We start from the raw sequence: 18,770 nt of genomic DNA on the forward strand, positions 1-18,770 counted from the left end.
ATCACCTCCCACCCTTCCTCCTGGATTTAGGAGGCGGTCTAGGCCTCTTCTCCTCCTCTTTCTTTGGTGGAGGCTTAGGATATAGTTTCTTTATTTCTTCAACTCTCTCCTCGAGCTCCTTTACCAGCTTGTCTCCAGCTAACCTGCCACTGAAGTAGTCGATCTTGGCTGCTATCGATAATTTTGCAGCCAGCGCCCTGGCTATCTTACCTCTCTGCCACTTAGGGCTCTTATGTATGAATGGATGTTGGAAGATCACTCCATGCTTAGGCGGCTTGCCACCGGTTCTCAGGGCTCTGAACAATGCTTTCTCAGCACCCAGTACCTGTATGGTGCTTGCTGGCAGGACTGCTAGTTTTTCTAGCCCCCCGGCTAGACTCAGTAGCCTCGCCCCTAGTTTAGGCCCTACAAGCGCAGAGATATTCGGGGCAACCTCCTTCATTACTGCATCAATATACTCGTCCAGAGTACTTCTCAACTTGTAGAGATCCAGTATTATTCCAGCCAGTATCTTTATATAGTTCATGTCGAAATCACTTAGGTCAGCACCTATACTGTTCTTTGCCGCCTCAGCAAGCTTTCGAGCCTTTTCCTCGCTATACCCTAGTTTACTGAGGTTTTCCACAGTATAGTTAGAGCGGTGTCCCAGCTCATATACCAGCTTAGCGTACTCAGGGTGTTCCTTTACTAGTTCATCTAGTTCTGGGAAGTGGATGCTATACCATTCCCTGAGCCTCGCAACATATAGGTTTATTGTTTTATCTATGTCATCGGTCGCCCTTATCGCTTGCACAGCCAGTAAGTCCCTTTTCTGAGCCTCCTTCCTTAATTTCCTCCTCGTATACTCAAGCATTATGTTATGGAGCTTCTCGAAGAATTTCTCCTGCGAGTCAACGTATCCTAGTTTAACCGCTAATTCAGCGATATCCCCCCTTACATCTATGAAGATATTGTGACCTGGCACTATCTCAGGGCTTAGTCCATGAGTAGACGCTATTCTAGCTAGCGACAATGCTTCAACAATTACACTGGTTACACCGCTCTCCTTCAGCTTCTCCATTACCTCAGAATGCTGTAGCGTCTCCTCTCCTCTCTCAATGCTGAGCAGGTATTCCACGTTATCATCGATGCTCTCAGGTGACTTAGCATACGCTATTATTGAGCCGTCATCGCTTAAAGCAATTACCCCTATAACGCTCTCTACAAGATAAACCTTATTCATCACGATAACACCTGCCTTCCTAATTAAGAGATCAAATAAAACCATATTTAAATATCCCTAAACTATAACTATCATGTTAGGTGGTTCAATATGCCAAGCCATGGCTCGCTAACAAAGGCTGGGAAAGTAAGGAGTCAAACCCCTAAGATACCGCCTAAGCCGAAGAAGAATAAACCGCCTAGGATCAGGAATAAATGGGAGTATATCAGGAGGATTGAAAGCCCGCCCAAGGAGGCTGCTTAGAGATAAAAATTATTCTATAACGAGTTTCTTACCTAGCTTCCTACCTAGCTTAACAAGCATGTCTTTAACCATTGCCTCGAAACTCCACTCAGGCCGCCATCCCCATTCCTCCCTAGCAACAGAGTCATCGAGTGATTTAGGCCATGAATCAGCTATTGCCTGCCTGAAGTCTGGCTCGTACTCTACTTCGAAGTCAGGTATGTACTTCCTTATTTCATTGGCTAGTTGCTCCGGTGTAAAGCTGAATGCTGTGACATTATAACCCACCATGAGTTTAAGCCTGGATCTATCGGCCTCCATTAATTGTATCGCCGCTTTCACTGCATCCGGCATATACATCATCGGTAGCATCGTGTCCCTTCTCAGGTAGCACTTGTACTTCTTACCCTCTAGAGCATAGTAGAATATTTCAACTGCATAATCAGTTGTACCCCCGCCTGGCAAGGCTTCGCTACTTATAATACCCGGGTATCTGACTCCTCTTACATCAACCCCGTACTTTAACACGTAGTATCTTCCAAGTAGTTCGCCAGCGTATTTCGTTATACCGTACATCGTGGTTGGATCCATTATAGTATACTGGGGAGTACTGTACTTTGGAGAGCTGGGGCCAAATGCAGCTATCGAGCTAGGCCAGAACACTTTAATACCGTGCTCCCTTGCTGCTTCAAGCACGTTTATTAAACCATCCATGTTTATCCTCCATGCCAGCATAGGGTTCTTTTCCCCTGTAGCTGAAAGTATTGCTGCTAAATGGTATATCGTGTCAATACTGTACCTCTCTATAACTTTCTCAAGTGCATCCCTATTTAAGACATCTACATGTTCAACCGGTCCATCGAGGAGCTCAGGCAACTCCGGCTTCTTAGAGTGATAGCCTGCTACAACATTGTATTTACCGTACCTCTCCCTTAGAGCCGGCACCAGTGCTGAGCCTATCTGCCCTGTTGCACCGATCACTAGTACATGGGGCATATTACCAGATTCACCCTATATTATTCCAAGCCTCTTTCCATGCTTCTCATATGCTGCCAGCGCTTTATCCAGGTCTTCCCTGGTGTGCCCTGCATTGACTTGATTCCTGATCCTCTCTGTCCCTCTAGCAACCATCGGGTATACTATTGGCACGACGAATACTCCTTCCTCGAAGAGAGACTTGGCTAGCTCACGTGTTTTCTTAGTGTCACCTATTATAACTGGTATTATGGGCGTCTGGCTCTTCCCTGTGTTGAATCCAAGGTTGTCTAACTCCTTCTTGAAGTAGTTTCTATTATCCCATAGCCTCCTGATCCTCTCCTTCCCTTCATCGCTCATAACTATTTCAAGCGCCTTCAGGTTGGCAGCGGCTACTGCAGGCGGGAATCCAGTGCTTAACAGCCATGTCCTAGCCTTGTTCCTAATAAATTCTATGACCTCATAGTCTGAGCCTATCATGCCTCCCGAGGAGCCGAGGGCTTTAGAGAACGTGCCAACGTGGAAGTCTACTTCCTCCTCGACACCCAGATGGGCTGGGGATCCGTGTCCCTCTCCCAATACCCCTTCACCATGGGCATCATCCACATACACCATTGCATTATATTCTCTCGCCAACCTAACTATCTCTCTCAGGGGCGCTATATCACCGTCCATTGAGAATACTCCATCGGTTATTATAAGGATCTTTTTGTATTTCCCATGTACTTGCTTAAGCTTGTCCTCTAGGTCTGCTACGTCACAGTGCTTATATATTACTTTATCAGCCCTTGAAAGCCTTATACCATCAATTATGCTTCCATGGTTTAATTCATCAGAGACTATGACGTCTCCTTGCTCGACTATGGCTGGAATAGTGCCAGCATTCACAGCGAAGCCTGTGGGGAAGACTAGCGCGGCCTCCGTTCTCTTGAACTCGGCTATCTTCTTGTGTAGAGCATCCAGTATCTCATGGTATCCTGCAATAGCCCAGACCGCGCCTGGACCCCATCCATATTTCTCCATGGCCTCGATGGCCGCCTGTTTAAGCCTGGGGTCATTGGCTAGATTCAGATAATTGTTGGATGCAAGCACTATGACCTCTCTTCCATCAACTATAGCACGGGGACCAGCGGGGCCCATAAGCCTCTTTATCTCCCATATCTCTCCTCTCTCAATTAATTCTTTGAGCTTTAACCCATAGTACTCCTTTACCCAATGTTTTACCATATGTTTCCACCATAGACATATATACTATACTTACCCGTCTATTTATAACTTTATTTTTACGGTAAATGGTATCAATTGTGAAATCAACTACCCCAATCCATTGTAAGTGTGAGCCCCCTTAATGATGCAGGTATATCATGCTACTTATTGATATTTAAGTAGAATAGGTTCTATATTTTCTAACCGGTGATTGAATGGAGCTGTATTATGGTTATAGTGGTAATGTGGCTAGGATACTTAGAAGTATAGGGGTTGAACCAGGTGATAAAATAGTCGTAGTGTTGAAGGATGGAACTGTTTTCAACGGGATCCTCATGCCCCGTCAGGTCCTCTATTCCGGGAGGCCTGTGCTGGTCTTAAAACTAGATAACGGCTATAATATAGGTTTAAACATCGACGAGGTAAGCGATTTAAGGCTGGTTTCGAAGAAACAGGTTCATCACCATGTAGGTGTCGAAGCCGTTGGGAGGGCTGAGGGATTACCCCGTATAGTATTACTGGGCACGGGAGGTACGATCGCATCTAAAGTTGATTATGAGACGGGAGCAGTTACACCGGTCCTCACCCCTGGCGAGATACTTGAATGGGTACCGGAGCTGGCTGAAATAGCTGTCTTTAACGCTAGGGAGGTAATGAGTATTTTCAGCGAGGATATAGAGCCACTTCACTGGGAGAACCTATCCCGGGAGGTATATAAGGAGCTCGTTGAAGGAGTTGATGGCGTTGTAATAGCCCATGGTACGGACATGATGTCTTACTCTGCTTCAGCCCTAGCATTCTCAATAGTGAATAAGCCTGCTCCAATAGTGTTTGTTGGCTCCCAGAGGAGTAGTGATAGGCCGAGCAGTGACTCAGCGTTTAATCTAAGAGCCGCATTCATAGCTGCCTCCAAGGGGTCCTTCGCTGAATCCGTAATCGTAATGCATGGTGAAACATCCGATACATACGCGCTGGTACATAGAGGCGTGAAAGCCAGGAAGATGCATACTAGTAGAAGGGATGCATTTCAATCGATAAACGATAAGCCGATAGCCAAGGTGTATCCTGAGACAATGGAGGTACGGATCGTGGGAAGAATCATTGAGCACCGTGGTAAAAACAAGGAGGCACAGTTAAAGAATAAGTTTGATGACAGGGTAGCACTGGTTAAAGTCTACCCGGGCCTCCAACCAGAGGTGCTTGAGACGTTGATAGATAAGGGCTTCCATGGAATAGTCCTAGAGGGAAGCGGGCTGGGACACATGCCTAACAAGCTCATCCCAGTTATAGCGAGGGCTGTTGAAAACGATATACCCGTGGTAATGACTAGTCAATGCCTTTTCGGCCGCGTCAACCTCTACGTCTATAGTACTGGTAGAAGACTACTCGAAGCCGGCGTGATACCGGGCTCTGATATACTTCCCGAGACAGCTTATGTAAAGCTCTCATGGATCCTTGGCAGCGTATCAAGGGACCTTGAGGAAGTTAGGAAAGTTTTCCTCACGAATCTCGCTGGAGAATTCAATGAGAGGCATATACTAGACCTCTACCCGAGGTGGAATCATGAGTAGGATCAACTATAGTGAAACCGGGTTAAAGGTCGGCCTCGAGATACATGTGCAATTAGATACGGCGAGGAAGCTCTTCTGTAAATGCCCAACCCTCCTCAGTGAGGCAGAGGCCCGAGAAGTATTCACGAGATACCTTAGGCCGGCTAAGAGCGAGGTAGGCGAGATAGATAGGGCTGCACTGCTTGAATGGAAGAAGAACAAGAAGTATGAATACGAGGCCCCTGTGGAGTCGAGCTGCCTTGTTGAAGCCGATGAGGAGCCGCCCCACGAGATAAATGAGGATGCATTACTAGTTGTATTAGCATTAGCCAGCTCCATGAATATGAGGATCATTGATGAAATACATGTGATGAGGAAGATAGTTATCGATGGCAGTAATGTCAGTGGTTTCCAGCGTACAGCGTTAATCGCTGTAAACGGTTACATAATGGATAACGAGGAGAAAATAGGCATACAGACACTATGCCTGGAGGAGGATGCAGCTAGGAAGATCGATGAGTCTGAGACCACTGTAAGATATAGAATCGACAGGCTTGGCATTCCACTGGTAGAGGTAGCTACGGCGCCGGATATACATGACCCGGAGCAAGCCGTCAGGGTAGCATTGAAAATAGGACAGTTAATCAGGCTCACTGGAAGGGCTAAACGAGGCCTGGGAACCATTAGGCAGGATCTAAACATAAGTATCAAGGGCGGTGCAAAAGTAGAGATTAAAGGAGTGCAACACTTATATTTGATCTCGAAAGTGATAGAGTACGAGGTGTTAAGGCAGCTTAAACTCCTCGAGATACGTGACGAGCTAGTTAAGCGTGGCGTGAGTCCGGAGAACATATCAGATAATATAATAGATGTCACAGATGTATTCAGGGATACAGGTTCGAAGATAGTGAAGAAGGCTCTCTCAATACCTGGGAGCGGTGTATACGCTGTTGTATTACGGGGCTTTAAAGGATTACTTGGGATAGAAATTCAGCCTGGGAGAAGATTTGGAAGCGAACTAGCCGACTATGCTAGGATCTGGGGAGGAGTTGGCGGAATCTTTCACACGGATGAGTTGCCAAACTATGGGATCACTAGGGAAGAGGTTCAGGCTTTATACGTGAAGACAGGGGCTGATCCAGGTATAGATGCCATAGTAATAGTAGCAGATGTCAAGCAGAAGGCTGTGGAAGCATTAAAGGCGGTGGTCGAGAGAGCCAGGATAGCTGTTATAGGTGTACCTGAGGAAACACGTGCCGCTAACCCGGATGGTACAACGAAATACATGCGTCCACGCCCCGGCTCAGCCAGGATGTATCCAGAGACAGATATACCACCCATATATATTACCCCAGAACTCATGGAGAAAGCTAGCAAATTAATCCCAGAGCCCCCTGAGAAGAAGTTGGAGAAGTATGTAAGGGAGCATGGATTAAGCACGGAACTAGCTAAAGCAGTAATTAATGATTTAAGGCTCGACCTCTATGAGAGACTAGTGGAGAAATACATGGGTAAGATACCAGCATCAATTATAGCGTCAACACTGGTCAACATTATTCCCTCATTGAGGCGTGACGGGGTACCCATCGAGAATATCGATGACTACGTGATCGAGGATGTCCTGGATGCGGTGGCAAACAATGAGATAGCTAAAGAGGCCATACCAGATGTATTGTCAAGTATAGCGAGGAACCCGGGCAGGAGCATTAAGGATGTTATAAAAGAGCTTGGACTAGGCGTTGTCTCAATCAGTGAGCTAGACGAGTTGATTAATGAAGCAATAAAGAAGAACATGGATAAGATCACCGCTAAAAGGGAGAAGGCCTTCCAGATAGTTATGAGCGAGGTCATGAAGTCTGTTAGGGGTAGAATAGATGGAGCACTCGTAGCTGAAAAGGTTAGAGAGAAATTAAAGGAGATACTGAAATAAAATCATGCAGCGATGACGAGTACTCCCGTCAATGAGTGGTGATTAGAAGGCATTTGGCTGAGCCGTTTATCTCCACAGCTTTCACTCTATTTAAGATAAGATAGGTTTTGTGTCCCCAGTAGGACTTCAATATCACCCATGATCCTATCTATTTTACTCACCCGGGGCAAATATTTAGAAGTTATTTAGAATCAGCAGCGGCTCTTTTATCTACTTTCTTTTAAAGAAAAAGGATGCTAGTTATTTTAAACTATATTTATTTTAAGGCTTAGGAATACAGTATCATAATGGATGAGGATCCTTGGCCGCACAGATACCCCGATGGGTAAGTGATGAGATATGGTAGCCTCCGAAGTTGAAGAGGCAATAAAAAGTGTTCTCGCTGAGAACAAGTACAAGGTCATAGTTAAAGATATATGGGAGAAGAGTCTTACAAGTGGAACAATGGGTTTTAGACTGATCTACGGTATCAAGGAGGATAGTGTAGTTATAGCTAGACTGGGTACGAATTCTATTAGGTTAACGATAATTCTAAGAAATTCATTAAGCAGTGAAAAGGCATCTCGGCTTGAGGAGGATGGATGGAAAATAGATGTAAGAGATGAAGAGACCGTTCTCTCACTAAGAATAAATAATGTTCAAACAGAGGCGAGATATATCTGGGAGTTACTTGTTAAGTCACTGGGTTGAAACCACTATTGAATGAGACGGGAGAGGCATATTTAATGATAACACATGAGGTTTTAATGAATGCTATAGCATTACTTAACAACGGGGTCAGCCTCAACATTGTTTCGAAAACCCTTGGTGTTAATAGAACCCAGTTGTCAAGGCACCTGAATACGTTAATTAAGAAGAATCTACTGGTTAAATACTTGAATGTCTTTATAGATCGCCTGCAAACACCTGTTTCCATAGTTATTGGGGAACTTAAGCAGAAGGCAACGGGCCTGAGGTGTCTTCTCGGAAACCCTCCTTTAATTATATCTTATTACTCGTATACATCGCGTCCAACCATTATAAGTTATGTGAGAGACGACTATAGCGGGATAGATGCCAGATCTATAGCTGCTGACGCATGTAGGATCGTGTTTTACGGTAGAATATCACAGGTATTAGTACCTATACAAGTGGTTCAAAACCCCGGGTTTACACTCCTGGAGTCCAGCGTATTCATTGATAAGGATATATTACTTGATGAGGCAGATGAAGTGATAGCCCTCGAGTTATTCAGGCTCTTTAACCCCTGTATATTTGGCAGGTGGAGAACAAGTGACCTGGTTGGAACCCTTAAGAAGAGCCTTGGGGCAAGGGATACATACCACCATTTCACCAGACATGCCGTGGCCTTAACACGCAAGAAATATGTTTATAAAGACAGCGGCATGTACTCCCTAATATTCGCATCATCTGATACGCTTGACGCTCTAGCAGCATTGCTGAGTCAGCTACATGAATCCCAGATACTTATAGACGTGGAGCAAGCAAACATGGTGAGTACTCATCCATTCATTGGCGTAATTCATGCATGGATATCCCTGGATAAGCTGTATGATTATAATAAGGGGCATGATTTAATCGAGGGTGTTTCATATGCTATTTACCCGGTTTTCTCAGTTCACTAATCTGGTAACACTTATGCTCCATAATTCTTTCAGTTCCAATATTCCAGGTATTAATCAAGAGAAATTTATTTTTAGGGCTTAAATAGTGTAATAATGCTTATGTGTGAGCTAATTCGCATAGGTGGTGTTCAATGAGTAAGGTATATGATACCCTTGGAAACCTGAAGGTCGGCAGCTTTATAGTAATAGATGGAGAACCATGCAGAATAGTCGAGATGTCTCGTGCTAAGACGGGAAAACACGGAAGTGCTAAAGCAAATGTAGTAGCGATAGGTTTATTCTCAAAGGCTAAGAAAACTCTCGTAGCCCCTGTCGACACCCAGGTAGAGGTCCCAGTTATAGAGAAACATGTAGGTCAAATAATAGCTGATATGGGCACTATGTACCAGGTTATGGATATGGAGACGTATGAGACCTTTGAGGTGGAAAAAGACTCCATAGAGGAGGATATTAGAAACAAGCTGGGAGTAGGCTCAGAGGTAGAATACTGGGTCGTAATGGGTAAGAGACTTATCATCCGTCCCCGCTAGATGTCATCCGGTAGGAAAACCGGTTTTTCAGCAAGTGATATTATAGGTATAGCTATGCCTGGCCTAGGGCTCTTGGAGAACTCTATTTTTTCATCACTGGTGCTAACTATAATATAGTTCGCCTCCTCAATACCCTCCATATCGGTTGAATAATAGTAGAATACAGGGATTCCATAATACTTATAATAATCTCTGAAAACACCTAGCATACCCAGATACGTCTTCCCTCCGTGTTTGAACTTAATAATATACGTGTTAAACTGGTGTGGAACCATCGTCGACGTTGCAAGTCTCACAAGGTCGTTTAATGAGGCAACCTTAATTGGGACAGCCTTCTCTACTTCCTCCAAAGTGGACACCTACACCAGCTTTCCCCGATATTATCCCGGATATTCCTTTATTTTTCCAGTCTTCTTAATTGTCCTGACACAAATTTAAGGATACCTATTGTTTCCTCCTTGTTTGCCTCATGTATTCTACTTGTCATCTCCTTATAGGGTATCGATATTAATGCTGGGACAGAATCACTATATATTGTAACCAGCCTTCCCTCGGGATCCATTATCATGGAGTTTAACACATACTTATTGTCTTCAACAACGAATATTCCGCCTACATGAATAACCCATCTATCCAGCATTTGTGCTAGTGTTTTCACGATGTCGACATAGTTTTCAACTGGTTTTAATGGTGATATAGTAGCTACTAATGTATTACAGCCCCTCATAGATCCTATTCTACCGAACTCTGGTACTAGGATTTCCCGCGATATAAGAGCCATGTACTTCAGGTAATGGTCATCGAAGACTATTATTTCACGTCCAGGGTTAACACCTATCTTCTCCTCATCGCTTGATACAAGTATTTTTCTCTGGGATGAATGCTCCTCCACGTCCTCGAAGGATATAAATACCGTGGAAACATAGTATTTACTCCCCGAGCGCTCCATTATTGCGGGGGAAATAATATTCAACCCGTAGTTAGCTGAGAGATATTTAAGTGTTCTAAGATATGGATGCTCCTCATCTATACCATATCTCCTGCGAAACTCCTCGGCCCTCATGTTTTTCGAGTATAACTCGATAACGGGTCCGAATGCAGCTGAGTATGGTATGATAAGTGTATGTATGTTTCTCTCACTAGCATAAAAAACTATTTTACGTATATTGTTGAGATTTATCCCGAAGGCGTTGAACAGTATTGGTATATGTGCTATCCCGAGCCTTGGGCCGGAGATACTTTTATATAGTTCAACTAGTTTAAACCCCTCGATGCTCAACTGGATCACGTCGTTGAGGCGCATCTTTCATTATATTCTTTCTCCAATGAATCATTGATGTCCTTGTTTTCAAGTACTATATTCTTTACCTCTCTATAGATCTCTTCTAATACCTCCTGGTAATCCCTCTCGCCTCTACTGATCTTCTCCATTAGATCCTCGAGTCTCCTAGTAGTATCCACGCTGACTATATCGCCATAGTGGTCTTTAAGGAATTTCAACACGTATCTACCGCGTTCTACAGGTATCAGGGCTTTCGCCTCTCCACTTACTATTACATATCTCCTATCTATTATTGTTTGAATTATTTTAGCATAGGTACTCGGCCTACCAATGCCATTCTCCTTCATCCATCTCACTACATCATGGAACCTCAGCATTGGCGGCTTAATTACTTCGCCTTCATGGATCTTCCCGTTAATCCTCCCGCCAGGCTCACTGGGCTTTAACCTGATGCCCTGGACCAGCTCGATGTTCTTGTATACCTCAAGGTATCCTTTTTCAACGGCTTCAGTGTATACCTCAGAATAGTATTCACGGTTCTTTATGACTACTTTAAACTTCAACTTCCTTAGTTTAGCCGGCCTCATCTGGCTCGCTATAAATCTTCTAAATATGAGGTCGTAGAGCCTTATATGGTCTTTCGTGAATTTTACAGACAATGTTAACACTCCTTCCTTGATCAATTCAAGAAGCCTGTCGGCATCTATAGGTCTCGTCGGACGTATCGCCTCGTGAGCCCCGCCCTCTCCCCACATCCTGGCCTTAAAGTAGAATTGAGCTTTCTCCCCGTATTTCTCCTCCAGGTACTGTCTAGCTATGGAGATGCCCGTATCACTTACCCTTGTACTATCGGTTCTATGGTAGGTTATGAGGCCTGTCTCAAATAGATTCTGCGCTATCTCCATTGCCCTTACAGCTGAGAGCCTGAGACTCCTTGATGCCTCCTCTAATAGCGCGTCTGTTGTAAATGGTGGCAGCGGGTTAACCTCCTCTACATCCTCACCTATAACTATTATTTCAACTGGTAGGAGTTTCTTCTTGTTAAGAGATTTTATAACTCCCAGTTCCTCGGCATCGATGTAAGGTATCGTGACTTCCACGAAGTCGCCTACGTCTTCAACATATATTTTTATTCTATAAGACCATCTCTCGGGCTTCCGTCTTTCCTCCGTCTCCTTAACAATATATTCTAAGACAGGTGTTTGGACTCTTCCAGCACTCAGATTCCTATTCTGGGTACAACAGTCGAATTCATGGAGCTCAGAATCGTCTTTCTCTTCCTTCACTGTTTTATTCTTAAGGTACTCAGAGCAATATTTCAGCCATGCATATTTTTGAACCTTCTCTGAGAGAGAGAACCCTAACCATCTATCATCTATCCTTCTAACAATCTGGGATTCTACAAGTTTAAGATCAAAGTCTCTCGGGTTCTTGAGAGCATTGAGAATTGCTTTTCTAGTGACCTCGTGGAATTCTATTCTCTTGATATCGCTGGCGTAGGGCTCTAGTAATACCCTTAAATCCCAGGCTATTTTCTCTCCCTCTGCATCGGGATCTGTGCCTATTAAGACAACGTCGACTTCTTCAGCTAACTCTCTCAGGGCCTTTACGATGTCAAGTTTTCTTGTGACATAGGATACTTTACCATTTATTCTACACTTGGGGCATTCATTCGTATTATCTATAACTTCATCCGTGAATTGATGTCCGTTGGAGCACTTCTTAATATCCGTGTACACCGGGATGAACCTGTTCTCTACCTTTAATACACCGTAAAGGTTCTCACCCATTGATTCACCAGGGTTATCGGTGATTAAATCATACACATGCCCGGCGCTCGCCACTATGGAGAGCACGTAGTTTCCAACAGTTACCTCATATGCTTGTAGAACATCCTTTACGACTCTAATACTTGGTTTACCGAAGAAGTTGGCTATGGTCTTAGCCTTGTTGGGTGATTCAACTATCATTAATGCTGTTTTAACCGGTTCAACCTGTGTAGTGGTTTTTATCCCCTCTCTAATGACCTCGGCAACCCTTCTTCTCTCCTCCTCTATCTGCCTTGTTAATTCCTCTAAGTTTACCTGGTCTAGTGGCACCATGTTAAAGTCCTCGAAAATCCATCTCATCCTCTTCACTAAGCCGTTCAATAGTCTTTTATCATCAACCAATGTTATCGACAAACCCCTGGTTATGCCGCCTGGATAAAGCCTTGAAGCTCTACCACTAGCCTGGATATATGTTGCGACATCCGGTATTAACATATAGTACTTATTACCCTCTCTAATGACGCCTATATCCCCTAGGCTAGATATTTTATGCCATGTCTCATCCTTTGAGAGCTCCTCCTTGATTATTTTATATGCCTCCATAGCATCCCTCAGAAACGGCGTCTCCTCGACGGGCTCCCCCCTGAGCTTCTTGGCCAGCTCCTCTCTAATCATCATCAATGCGCCGGGGCTCATTCTCCTGATTCTACTTGATAACCTACCAATAAGCCTATCAATGGCTTCTTTCCTCTCCCCTTCGCTGGCATCGCGAAGCACCGAGAGGATTCTGAGTAGATCCCTTGGAGATAACTCTTCAAGCTCCGGGGTGAACTTATGTCTGGGAACCCCGATGAACATAATGTATTTCACTCTTTCCGGGAGATCTATCCCCCTGACCATGACTCCATAATAGGTTGCCACACCAACAAGTATGTTTATTTCCCCTCTCGCAAACGCATCTAGTAGTTTAGCGGATTTCCCAGAGTGAAATGCCTCCGCATTCAATCCTTTCTCTTTGAGTAGTGATGCTATTTTCTCAGCGTATTCTACCCCCCTATCAACTGGAACGAAGATCAGTAATCCATCACGGAGCTTAAGGGCTAACTCAACCATCTTTTCCTCAATGTCTCTAATGGACTCGATGTAAGTATCCACTATGTTTCTAATAGCCTCCGGCTTCGATCCGGCCTCGAAGTTCATGAATATCTTAAATAGCTTCGGATAGATCCCCCTAGGCCTACCGGTTGCGGTGTTTACTAAGAGTATAGTGTTTATATTTTGTTTCACAGTGGAGATCTCTTTTTCAAGGCTTTCCACTTCTTTCTCTAATTCGCTTTTTTCCTCACTGCTTAGAACAGCCAGCTTGGACCTTGCCTTAATCAGGGTTAATGCCTTATCAATGTATTCGTCTTCAATACCTATAATATTTAATACTCTCCGGATAGCCTTCCCGCTTTTTAGCACAGCATCGACGTCATCCATGACTATTAACTTGAAATTCTTGTTCTTGAGGAGCTCGTAATACTTATGCATGAATTTGCTTGTGGTGAGGAGTATATCGAAGTCTCCCTCCTTGAGCCTGGTTAAAGCAGCCTCTTTTTCTTTTTTACCCTGTTGTCCATGGATGCAGAGTATCCTCAGGCAGTTACTACCCCAGTTGTCATCCATGCAGACATTTATACCGAGGTTCCTCGAGAAATCCTTTATCTTCCTCTCGGCTTGAAGCAGGAGAGGTGTTGTTGGGAAGACTAGGTAGAACCTTTGTTCTCTATTTTTGCTTCTAGAGTGTGAGACGAGATAGAGTGTAGCTATAAGTGAGAAAACTGTTTTACCCATGCCAGTGGGAGCCACAATACTGAATGATAAACCCTTTAGAATACGCCGGGCCCACATTCTCTGTGCACTCCACATTTTAAATCCTATTGCTTTCTCGAAGAAATCCTCGAAGTCATTTAACATTCTCTCGTTATCCATGAGTTTCTTTAAGTCGCCGGACTTCTTTAGCTTCTTATTTAACTTATCATAGTAGAGTTTAAGAAGCTGAAAACGAGTGATCTCCCCATTTAAATCCTTAATTACGGCTTTAAATCTCGCCTCATTTAAACACTTCGAGCAGGGAGCTTTAAAGATTAGCCTGTAATCATCTATAGGACCCCCACAATTAGGGCATGCGTGACGATAAATTCCATGGGGTTTAAACTCTCTAAAATTCTCTAGTAGAGTCTTTAAATTAATCAATGTAATTCACCATTAGATAAAAACGTCTTCATTGAGTATTTTTAAATTTTTCCTTGCCTACACACGTGTATAAGCATCGATAAGGAGTCCTATGAGAAGAATCGCCGTGGAGACCAACAGCACCCAGAGCGATATTGGGATACCCATGTATATCGATGTAAATGCCCTACTACCACCATTCACAATAGTGCTCACGCCTGCTATGGAAACCCCTACTACAATGGAGGTAATGGCAGCTGTTCTGGTATATTTTCCAATATATTTATTCAGGTAGATTCCAAGAATAGTCAGCGGGGCTAGCGGTAGGAGATATACGGATGACATCACACTTAAGTCGACGATATAGGTTATCCTCGCATACGCTAGAAGCGATGAGAGGGCAATCAATACCAGGCTGGTTAGGTTGAGTATCACTAGGGAACCCTTATCTCCATGGCTCCTCATCTCTCTATAAATACTGCTGGCTACTGCATGAATAATGCTATTGGCTGTTGAAACAGCTGCCGCAACTATTGATACAGCTATTAATGAGCCGATCGATGGGTTGAATAAGTTAAGCAGGTAAATAGTTACCTCGTCACGTCTAAGATTCTGTGGAATCAACCCGTTTTCAGCGAATCCCCTTACAAGGAGCCCAGCTAATACGACTATTAGAGTATAGAGTAACCCGTAGAACGCGAATAATGATACACCCCTCTTATAGGTTTTTTCATCCCTATGAATGAATAACCTTATAACAACTTGCGGATTCGTGACAGCGAAGAAGATCCATGGTATAGTATATGCTAGAAAGACCTGAGGTGACCAGAAACTAGTCATCCCGAGGAAGCCTTTCTCACCGCTGGATATTAACGCTTTTGCAGGGTCAATATTAAATACAGCTCCGGGAAGCGTTAACTGTACAATGAATAATAATCCACCAGCCAACATTAGAATGGCCTGGTATAAATCAGTTGTAGCAATGCTCCACATTCCAGCTATAAATATCCATGTATATGTTATAGTGGCACTTATAATGGTTCCCACCGCAGGATCTAGGCCCGCATAGTTGAAGATTATTGTAAGCCCCTGTATTTGTGCCGCGGTATAGGGCACCATTACAAATAAATAGAGGAATGCTGAAAGCATGCCCAGGTATCTCGATGAATATAGATCGCTGAGCATTTGTGAGGGAGTCATCCATCCATTCATCCTCGATAACTCCCATATCTTGTAGCCTATGGTTGAAAGCAATATTACTGTTACTAGTAGATATAGCAATTCGAAGCCCAGTGCCCCTACCCCTGTTGCATAGGTTAATCCAACTAGCCCTATCATCATAAACGCGCTATAAGTTGTGGCTGCATAGGTTCCGAAGCTAACTATACTGCCGACCCTGCCTCCCGCAATAATGTAGTCTTTCGTGGTCTTAATATTCATTCTCCTGGACGCATAAGCTATTACAGTGCCCATGATTACATATACCACTAGTATATCGATGAACAAGGTATTCATGGGCTTCACCCTAGGCATGTCTCAAGTATATTATTGAGACGATGATCCATGTAATCGTCAGTAGGACCCAGAAAAGAAGTAGTTCTAATCCCTTAGCATTATACAGGATGAGATATGGCACCATATAACTAGCCATGATCACGATTATGCTTCCCAGCATATAGAGTCTCCTCAACATAAGATCACCGAACATATGTTCGATTAAATAAAAATATGAAGGGCGATTTATAAATTTAACCAGATGGATAGAGGCATAAGGTATGGATAAGGGTTTACGGAGAACAATACTGGAACTACTCTCCAGTATGCAGGGCAGGGAGATACCACAGTCATACATACATAGAGCGCTCAACGCCTCCAAAAGCAGGGTTAGCGAGATACTTAAGGAGCTCGAGAGTGATGGCCTTATAGAGAGGAGAAGCATTGGTAGAAGCAAGATTATCTATATCAAAAAAGGTATCACTGAGAAAACCATCAAGCACGAGCTAAAAACACTTAGACTCGGCATAGTCTACTCAAGCGAATACTTATTCCTAGGGTACTTTGCTAATAAAATGAGGGATAAGGGATATAATGTCCATGTAGAGGTATTCAAGGATGGATTAGATACCACGCGTGCCCTAGCTGAGGGTGAAATAGACCTAGCTCTCTCTCCATTAGTTAGCCAGCTATACATGTATCCATTATATAAATCCTACAGGATAATCGCTGGCGGCATGACAGGAGGCTTTAAGATTCTTAAGTCACCTAACGAGGAAGAGGGCACCGTGGTTTACTCTAGTAGAATTAGCACCATGGATTATGTTAGATCGGAATACATTGAGAAATCAGGGTTGAGGGGCTCAGTTAAAACAATTTACTTCAAGTATCCCGACCTAGTAAGCAGTCCCAACAGGATTAAGGGATATGTTATCCTATGGCACCCGCTTTATCATTTATTTAAGAATAAGGGGTTCCAGGATTTAACCAGTAAAACCGGGATAAGTATTGGGAATTGCTGTACACTCGCGGCATCCAATATCTTTGACAGCGAAACCATGGAGTTAATTAGGAAGATATATTTAGACTCCATTAACAGATATATTAGGGACCCATATAGATATCTAAGCTACTACTCAGCCGTAACAGGAATACCTGTCTCAGTATTAAGCGATGCAGTTGAATCATATAAGCCCTCTCCAGAAGTCGATATACAGACTATTAGAGGCATGGTTTCCAAGCTAAATAATGGGCTCCCAGATAACACTATATATTATGAGGCACTCTACACAGAGCACTAGTCATAGTTTTAAAAATTCCCATGGCATATTTAAACCAGGGTATAGATGTTCGAGGTTAGATTAGTCAATAGGAAGTATGCCCAGGCCATCCTCACTACTCTACGTGACAAGAACACCAGCCAGATAGAGTTCCGCAAGGGACTAGTGAGGTTGGGACGGATACTTGGATTAGAAATAATTGAGGATCTTGAATGCGAAACAATTGAGGTTGAAACACCGCTGGGTGCCAGGGTACATGGCTGTAGGATAAAGGATTTAGACAACGTTATAATAATAACAGTGCTTAGAGCAGCCTGGCCTCTAACCGAGGGATTAATTAAGATCCTGTATACAGCTAGACAGGGGGTAGTCGTTGCCAGGCGTGTAGAGGAGAAAGGAATGAAGGCTGGATCCTTCGAGATAGAAGTATCCTATGTGAAAACACCGAGGATAACAAACAGGGATATAGTTGTCATAAGCGATGTAATGATTGCCACAGCTTCGACACTGGTGAACGTGCTGGAGAAATTAAGGGAGAGGGGGACTGCTAAGAAATACTATGTAGCATCAGTTATAACGACACCATACGCTATAAGCAGGTTGAAGAAATATGCCGAGGAATCCGGAGTGGACTTAAAACTATACACTATCGCGGTTGACCCAGAGGTGAATGAAAAAGGATACATAGTCCCCGGTCTCGGGGACGCTGGAGATAGGGCATTCGGCTCTTAGCCAAATACCCGTGTAATCCACTCCATATCCAGTTTTTTATATCTCTCAAGGCTTCCCACGTCAAACCATTCTCCATTATATATGTATGCCTTGACCCGGTATCCATTGTTAATAAGCCATGGCACGAGATCCCCCATGAAGTCGAAGTCCTTGCCCAGCTCATCCTCTAGCTTCAGCTCCAAGATATATGGCTCTATAACGGCGATGCCTATTGTGGCATTTATATCGAGTTCAGGCTTCTCCCTCATCTCTACAATATTATTATCGCTATCCATCCTTACCACTCCAACAGGGACACGATATCTACTGGTTACAACTAGTGTTACATCGCTCTTTGATTCGGCATGGTATTTAAGTAGGTCGTGAATGTCCAGTGGAGCCAGTATATCCCCATACCATATAAGCGTCCTCCCATTCACCAAGCCCTCTCTATGAGCCTTCAGTATTGAGCCCCCTGTATTTGTGTAGCCGTTTGCCTCGTCGATGGAGTACCTTATCCTGACTTTGAAGCGGGAGCCGTCTTCGAAATAGTTATAGATATATCTCCACTTATAGTTAACTAAGAACACTATATCCTCTACGCCGTGTTTCCTAAGCCATTTCACGATCAACTCTAGTACCGGTTTCTCATTGCTCCCAACAGGTATCATTGGCTTGGGAATCATATCGGTATAGGGGCGGAACCTCTCACCCTGACCCCCTGCCAGTATAAGTGAGGTAATAGTTGCAGACAAAG

The 18,770-nt window shown here is 43.8% G+C and carries 17 protein-coding genes; 8 read left to right on the plus strand and 9 right to left on the minus strand.

The genetic code is table 11. The features are described from left to right. Position 1 precedes the first annotated feature (1 nt). Positions 2-1,222 (minus strand): hypothetical protein, encoded by a 1,221-nt coding sequence (locus SPHMEL_RS04895; protein ID WP_042667957.1) that lies wholly within the window; start codon positions 1,220-1,222, stop codon positions 2-4. Between the two features lie 90 nt (positions 1,223-1,312). On the opposite strand from SPHMEL_RS04895, the gene SPHMEL_RS04900 reads away from it, so the two are divergent. Further along, positions 1,313-1,465, plus strand: a complete 153-nt coding sequence (locus SPHMEL_RS04900; RefSeq protein ID WP_012608483.1) for a 30S ribosomal protein S30e — start codon at positions 1,313-1,315, stop codon at positions 1,463-1,465. 9 nt (positions 1,466-1,474) lie between these two features. On the opposite strand, the gene SPHMEL_RS04905 is transcribed toward SPHMEL_RS04900, so the two are convergent. Continuing rightward, complete coding sequence (locus SPHMEL_RS04905; protein WP_042667583.1) at positions 1,475-2,440, minus strand: NAD-dependent epimerase/dehydratase family protein; 966 nt, start codon at positions 2,438-2,440, stop codon at positions 1,475-1,477. Positions 2,441-2,455: 15 nt separating this feature from the next. Continuing rightward, entirely contained in the window at positions 2,456-3,646 is a 1,191-nt protein-coding gene (locus SPHMEL_RS04910; RefSeq protein ID WP_042667584.1) for an aminotransferase class I/II-fold pyridoxal phosphate-dependent enzyme, read from the minus strand. A 194-nt stretch (positions 3,647-3,840) separates the two neighbouring features. On the opposite strand from SPHMEL_RS04910, the gene gatD reads away from it, so the two are divergent. From gatD to SPHMEL_RS04935, 5 genes are all read left to right on the plus strand, one after another. Next, positions 3,841-5,196: a Glu-tRNA(Gln) amidotransferase subunit GatD gene (gatD, locus tag SPHMEL_RS04915; RefSeq protein WP_042667585.1), complete on the plus strand. Its 1,356-nt coding sequence runs from the start codon at positions 3,841-3,843 to the stop codon at positions 5,194-5,196. Continuing rightward, entirely contained in the window at positions 5,189-7,105 is a 1,917-nt protein-coding gene (gene gatE / locus SPHMEL_RS04920) for a Glu-tRNA(Gln) amidotransferase subunit GatE (RefSeq protein WP_042667586.1), read from the plus strand. Before gatD ends, gatE begins: the two co-directional genes overlap by 8 nt. Positions 7,106-7,444: 339 nt before the next feature. Then, a complete protein-coding gene (locus tag SPHMEL_RS04925; RefSeq protein WP_042667587.1) occupies positions 7,445-7,795 on the plus strand; it encodes a hypothetical protein in 351 nt (116 codons plus the stop codon). Between the two features lie 8 nt (positions 7,796-7,803). Beyond that, positions 7,804-8,730 carry a Fis family transcriptional regulator gene (locus tag SPHMEL_RS04930; RefSeq protein WP_232216768.1) on the plus strand — a complete coding sequence of 309 codons (927 nt, stop codon included), beginning with the start codon at positions 7,804-7,806 and terminating at the stop codon, positions 8,728-8,730. Between the two features lie 131 nt (positions 8,731-8,861). Beyond that, entirely contained in the window at positions 8,862-9,260 is a 399-nt protein-coding gene (locus SPHMEL_RS04935) for a translation initiation factor IF-5A (protein WP_012608490.1), read from the plus strand. Here SPHMEL_RS04935 and SPHMEL_RS04940 read toward each other — a convergent pair. From SPHMEL_RS04940 to SPHMEL_RS07355, 5 genes are read right to left on the minus strand one after another with little or no spacing between them, the layout of a single operon-like run. Beyond that, complete coding sequence (locus SPHMEL_RS04940) at positions 9,257-9,610, minus strand: hypothetical protein (RefSeq protein WP_012608491.1); 354 nt, start codon at positions 9,608-9,610, stop codon at positions 9,257-9,259. The two genes, SPHMEL_RS04935 and SPHMEL_RS04940, sit on opposite strands and share 4 nt — an antisense overlap. Before the next feature lie 47 nt (positions 9,611-9,657). After that, on the minus strand, positions 9,658-10,548 hold the full coding sequence (locus SPHMEL_RS04945) for a carbon-nitrogen hydrolase family protein (protein ID WP_232216769.1): 891 nt from the start codon (positions 10,546-10,548) through the stop codon (positions 9,658-9,660). Beyond that, positions 10,545-14,549, minus strand: a complete 4,005-nt coding sequence (rgy, locus tag SPHMEL_RS04950) for a reverse gyrase (RefSeq protein ID WP_042667589.1) — start codon at positions 14,547-14,549, stop codon at positions 10,545-10,547. The genes SPHMEL_RS04945 and rgy overlap by 4 nt, the downstream gene beginning before the upstream one ends. Before the next feature lie 57 nt (positions 14,550-14,606). Further along, on the minus strand, positions 14,607-16,043 hold the full coding sequence (locus SPHMEL_RS04955) for a sodium:solute symporter family protein (RefSeq protein ID WP_042667590.1): 1,437 nt from the start codon (positions 16,041-16,043) through the stop codon (positions 14,607-14,609). Between the two features lie 10 nt (positions 16,044-16,053). Then, entirely contained in the window at positions 16,054-16,221 is a 168-nt protein-coding gene (locus SPHMEL_RS07355; protein ID WP_198011722.1) for a hypothetical protein, read from the minus strand. An 82-nt stretch (positions 16,222-16,303) separates the two neighbouring features. On the opposite strand from SPHMEL_RS07355, the gene SPHMEL_RS04960 reads away from it, so the two are divergent. After that, complete coding sequence (locus SPHMEL_RS04960) at positions 16,304-17,323, plus strand: DUF7343 domain-containing protein (RefSeq protein ID WP_042667591.1); 1,020 nt, start codon at positions 16,304-16,306, stop codon at positions 17,321-17,323. A 45-nt stretch (positions 17,324-17,368) separates the two neighbouring features. Then, positions 17,369-18,034 carry a uracil phosphoribosyltransferase gene (gene upp / locus SPHMEL_RS04965; RefSeq protein ID WP_042667592.1) on the plus strand — a complete coding sequence of 222 codons (666 nt, stop codon included), beginning with the start codon at positions 17,369-17,371 and terminating at the stop codon, positions 18,032-18,034. Here the strand turns inward: upp and SPHMEL_RS04970 are convergent. Beyond that, on the minus strand, positions 18,031-18,768 hold the full coding sequence (locus tag SPHMEL_RS04970; RefSeq protein ID WP_042667593.1) for a nucleotidyltransferase family protein: 738 nt from the start codon (positions 18,766-18,768) through the stop codon (positions 18,031-18,033). The genes upp and SPHMEL_RS04970 overlap by 4 nt on opposite strands. Positions 18,769-18,770 lie beyond the last annotated feature (2 nt).

Source organism: Desulfurococcus amylolyticus Z-533 (assembly GCF_000513855.1).
Taxonomy (GTDB): Archaea; Thermoproteota; Thermoprotei_A; order Sulfolobales; family Desulfurococcaceae; genus Desulfurococcus; species Desulfurococcus amylolyticus.